The 4,595-nt window shown below is 73.7% G+C and carries 3 protein-coding genes; 1 reads left to right on the top strand and 2 read right to left on the bottom strand.

Features of this window, described 5'->3' with window-relative positions:
* Positions 1-542: YitT family protein (locus NQ160_RS18975; RefSeq protein WP_257516667.1), on the top strand; the 542-nt coding region annotated here is incomplete at its 5' end.
* 7 nt (positions 543-549) lie between these two features.
* On the opposite strand, the gene NQ160_RS18970 is transcribed toward NQ160_RS18975, so the two are convergent.
* Both NQ160_RS18970 and NQ160_RS18965 read right to left on the bottom strand, forming a co-directional pair.
* Positions 550-1,323 (bottom strand): DNA-formamidopyrimidine glycosylase family protein, encoded by a 774-nt coding sequence (locus tag NQ160_RS18970; protein ID WP_257516666.1) that lies wholly within the window; start codon positions 1,321-1,323, stop codon positions 550-552.
* A partial coding sequence (locus NQ160_RS18965) for a DNA glycosylase AlkZ-like family protein (protein ID WP_257516665.1) occupies positions 1,316-4,595 on the bottom strand: 3,280 nt, incomplete at its 5' end. The genes NQ160_RS18970 and NQ160_RS18965, both read right to left, overlap by 8 nt.

The following is a 4,595-nucleotide window of genomic DNA, read 5'->3' as shown; positions in this document are numbered from 1 at the left end:
TCACGGCATCCTTCGGGCTGTACCTGCTGAACGCCTCGCACGCGGTGACCGGCGGCACCGCGGGACTGTCGCTGCTGCTGGGGTTCGCGTCGGAGGTGCCTTTCTGGGTGCTGTTCGCCGTCATCAACCTGCCGTTCGCCGTGCTGGCGGTGTGGAAGAAGGGGTGGGACTTCACCGTTCGCACGATCGTCGCCATCGCCCTGGTGTCGGGCTTCTCGGTCGTGCACGAGACGTTCTTCGTCGTCGGTGAACTCAACCCGGTCTACGGCACCCTCGCCGGCAACCTCATGGCCGGCATCGGACTGCTCATCGTCTTCCGCCACGGCGGGAGCCTCGGCGGGTTCAACATCGTCGCCCTCGTCGTGCAGGATGCCACCGGCATCCGCGCCGGATGGACGCTCATGGTTTTCGACGTCCTCGTCGTGCTGGCAGCGCTTTTCGTGGTGCCCTGGCCGAACGTCCTCATGAGCGCGGCAGGTGCCGTGCTGCTGAATCTCGTGCTGGCGCTCAACCACCGCCCGGGGCGCTACATCGGGCGGTGACCTGCGGTCATCGCTGGCACACGGGGCACCAGAAGGCGTTGCGCTCGGCCGTCGGGCGCGCGCCGAGTGCCCCGGCCCGCACGAGCGTGCCGCAACGCCGGCAGGGTTTCGCCTCGCGGCCGTAGACCCACATGCCGCGGCCCGGCCGGGCGTCGCCGGTGAAGACCCGGCGTGAGCGGTCGCGGTTCGTGCGGATCATCCGCGCGGCGGTGTCGATGAGCGCCGGCGCGTCGACTTCGGTCCCCGGCGTGGTGGGCAGGATGCCGCGGACGAACAGCACCTCGTTGGCGTAGACGTTGCCGAGCCCCGCCACGTTGCGCTGATCCAGCAGTGCCACGTGCACCGGCCGGGAGTCGGCGCCCACGCGTCGTGCCGCCTCGGCGGCGTCCCAGTCCGCCGCAAGCGGGTCGGGGCCGAGGCGGCCGACGACGCGCGCCTCGTCGGCAGTGGGCAGCACCTCGACCATGGCGAGGTCGAACCCCACGGCATCCGCCCGCTCGTTGCCGACGATGGCGCGGGCGGTGTACCCCGGCCGGCGCCACCGGCCGCCGGTGGGGTAGACGTGCCATTCGCCCTCCATCTTGAGGTGGGAGTGCAGCGTCGCCCCGCCCGCGCGCAGCAGCAGGTGCTTGCCGCGCGGCACCACCTCGCTCACCGTCTCGCCGCGGAGGTCGGCGGTGGCGCTGCCGGGAACCCGGATGTCGAACCGCGTGATCTCGTGACCGGCGAGGGCGTCGTGCAGGGTCCGCGCGGTGCGGTAGACGGTGTCGCCCTCAGGCATCCGCAGCCCCGGTGTGCGCGGCGCTCTGCGGTTGGCGCAGCGCGGTGCCCGCGGTGACCTTGCGCAGGGTGAGCCCGCGGGTCGCCTCGACGAAGCCGGCCGCCCGCAGCGCCCGGCCGACGGCGGTGCCGTAGACGAACTCGCCGTTGACCTGCTCGATGGTGAGGGTGTCGAGCCGTCGCGTGCGGGAGGTCTCGACGAGGTGGGCGGCGGCGGCGGTGAGCTGCGCCTCGTCGTCGGTGAAGGCCAGCGCCGAGCGGCCGCCGCGCTCGAGGTACAGCGTGAGCGCCCCGTCGACGAGCACGACGAGGCCACCCGCCTTGCGGCCGGGCCGGTGTGTGACGCCCTCCAGCGGCGGCCAGGCCAGCGCCGCGCCGTAGGGGTTGGCGGGATCGGTCGCCGCGAGGGTCACCGCCTTCAGCGGTGCGGGGTCCGAGAGGCCCGCGAACTCGCGCAGGCGGTCGACCGTCGCCGAGGCGGCGAACTGCGCGGCGCCCAGCTTCTCGATGACGTAGCCGCGGCGGCAGTGGCCCGCCTCTTCGAACCCGGCCAGCACCCGGTAGGTCTGCGCGAAGCCGCCTGGCACCCCTTCGGCCTGCACGCTGCCGCGGGTGACGACGCCGTACCGGTCCAGCAGCAGGCTCGCCGTGGCGGTCGCCCGCGCCGAGGGATTGGACTCGGGCTCGGGCAGCAGTGACCAGCGGCCGCCGAGCGCGGGCGGACGCGGCGGCGTGGCGCCGGGGCGGGGGAGCGCCATGCCGCGGTACAGCCGCGCCCGCGGCGTGCGGCGGGCGGTGCGGTGGGCCTGCGAGCCGCCGCCGAGGAGCGTGCGCACCGGGGCGAAGGTGTCGTTGGTGACGCGGCCCCGCCAGGTGAGGTCCCAGAGCGCCTCGATGACGGACTGCTCGTTCTCGGCATCGGTCAGCTGACGCAGTTGCGCCGCGAAGTACGCACCGCCGCCGGCCAGGGCGGTCACGATACGCGCCGCCAGGGCGTCGGGATCGGCCTCGCCCGCCTCGGCCCCGTCGTCGTCCGGTGCGAGCAGGGTCAGCGGAGCCGTGTCGGTGACGTGCAGGGCGATCCAGCCGTCGCGGCCGGGAAGGGACCCGTGGCCGGACCAGAGGATCTCGCCGGTCGCGGTCAGCTCGTCGAGCATGCCCGGGGCGTAGTCGCGCACCCGCGACGGCAGCACGAGCGACTCCCAGGCGCTGGCCGGAATGGGCACACCGGCGAGCTGCTCGACGACCGCCACCACCCCGTCGAGTCCCTCGAGTGGGCGGGTGACGTGCTGCCACACCGGCAGGAACCGCGCGTATGCCTCTGGCGAGACCGGCTCCACGCTGCCGCGAATCGCGGCGAGTGACCGCATGCGCAGCCGCCGCAGCACCTCGGTGTCGCACCAATCGCCCTCGTCGGCCGCAGCGGATGACGAGCCGCGCCCGCCAGGGTCGGGGAGGAAGAAGCCGCTTTGGACCCGACCCTGCGACTCCAGCCGCTGCAGCGCCTGCCGGGCGACGGCCTGCCCGAGTCCCAGCCGTACGGCGACGTCGGACGCGCGGAACGGCCCGTGCGTGCGGGCGTGGCGGGCGACGAGGTCGGCCAGCGGATCGGCGACGGGTTCGAGGAACGCCGTCGGCAGACCGACGGGGAGGGCTGTGCCGAGCGCGTCGCGCAGGCGCCCGGCATCCTCGATCGCCGCCACGCGCTGCGCCCCGCCGATCGTGACGCGGATGGCCCGCCGTGCCTGCACCAGCGCGTCGAGATGGGCGGTCGCCTCGGCCACCGCCGCGCCGTCGCCGGGTGCATCGACATCGAGCCGCTCGGCGACCTCGTCGGCATCGAGGGGCCCGAGCAGCCGCAGCAGGTCGGCGACCCCCTCGACACCCCGCGCGCGCCGCTCGGGGTCGAGTCGCTGCACCTCCCGCTCGAACTGCGCGATGACGTCGGGATCGAGCAGCTCCCGCATCTCGATCTTGCCGAGCAGCTCCGCCAGCAACGCCGGGTCGACCGACAGTGCGGCGGCGCGGCGCTCGGCCAGCGGCGAGTCGCCCTCATACATGAACGCGCCGACGTAGCCGAACAGCAGATCGCGGGCGTAGGGCGACGGCGAGGCGGGGTCGGTCTCGACGAGGCGGATGCGGCGGTCGCCGATCGACCGGGCGATGCGCAGCAGGGCGGGGAGGTCATAGACGTCCTGCAGCACCTCGCGGAGGGTCTCGAGGATGATCGGGAAGGTCGGATGCCGCCGCGCGACTTCCAGCAGCTGCGCCGACCGCTGGCGCTGCTGCCAGAGCGGAGCGCGCTTGTTCGGGTTCAGACGTGGCAGGAGCAGGGCCCGCGCCGCGCACTCGCGGAAGCGCGAGGCGAACAGGGCGGAGCCGCCCACTTCGTCGGTGACGATCTGCTCGAGCTCCTCGGGGTCGAAGACGAAGAGGTCGGCGCCGGGCGGCTCTGCCGCGGCATCCGGCACGCGGGCGATGATGCCGTCGTCGCTCGCGACGGCCGCGCCCTCGACACCCAGGCGCTCGCGGATGCGGGCGTTGACCGCCAGCGCCCACGGGGCGTGCACGTGCATGCCGTACGGGGAGTGCAGGATGATGCGCCAGTCGCCGACCTCGTCGCGGCCGCGCTCGACGGTCAGCGTGCGGTCGGTGGGAAGGCTTCCTGTGGCCTCGCGCTGCTCGGCGAGGTAGCCCAGCAGGTTGCCGATCGCGTTGTCATCGAGGCCCGACTCGGTCAGGCGCGCGACGGCTTTGTCGTGCGGGGCGGCGGACACTTCGCGCGAGAACCTCCCCAGCGCTTCGCCGAGCTCGGCCGGGCGGCCGAGGCCGTCACCGTGCCAGAAGGGGAGCTTTCCGGGCTGCCCGAACGCGGGCACCACGTTGACGCGGTCGTGGGTGATCTCGACGATGCGCCAGCTGGTCGTCCCGAGGGTGAACACGTCGTTGACCCGCGACTCGTAGACCATCTCCTCGTCGAGCTCGCCGACGCGGGCGTTGCGGGACTCGCCGGCGACGAACACGCCGAACAGGCCGCGATCGGGGATCGTGCCGCCGCTGGTGACTGCGATCCGCTGGGCACCCGGGCGCCCGGTCAGCGTGCCGTGGTCGCGGTCCCAGACGATGCGCGGGCGCAGCTCGGCGAATTCGTCCGAGGGGAAGCGGCCCGCGAGCAGATCCAGCGTCGCCTCGTATGCCGAGCGCGGCAGGGTGCGAAACGGCGCGCTGCGGCGCACGGTGTCGAACCAGCCCTCGACGTCGATCGGGCCGGTC

It is taken from the genome of Microbacterium sp. zg.Y909 (assembly GCF_024626565.1).
This window is presented reverse-complemented; position numbering and strand designations above follow the sequence as displayed.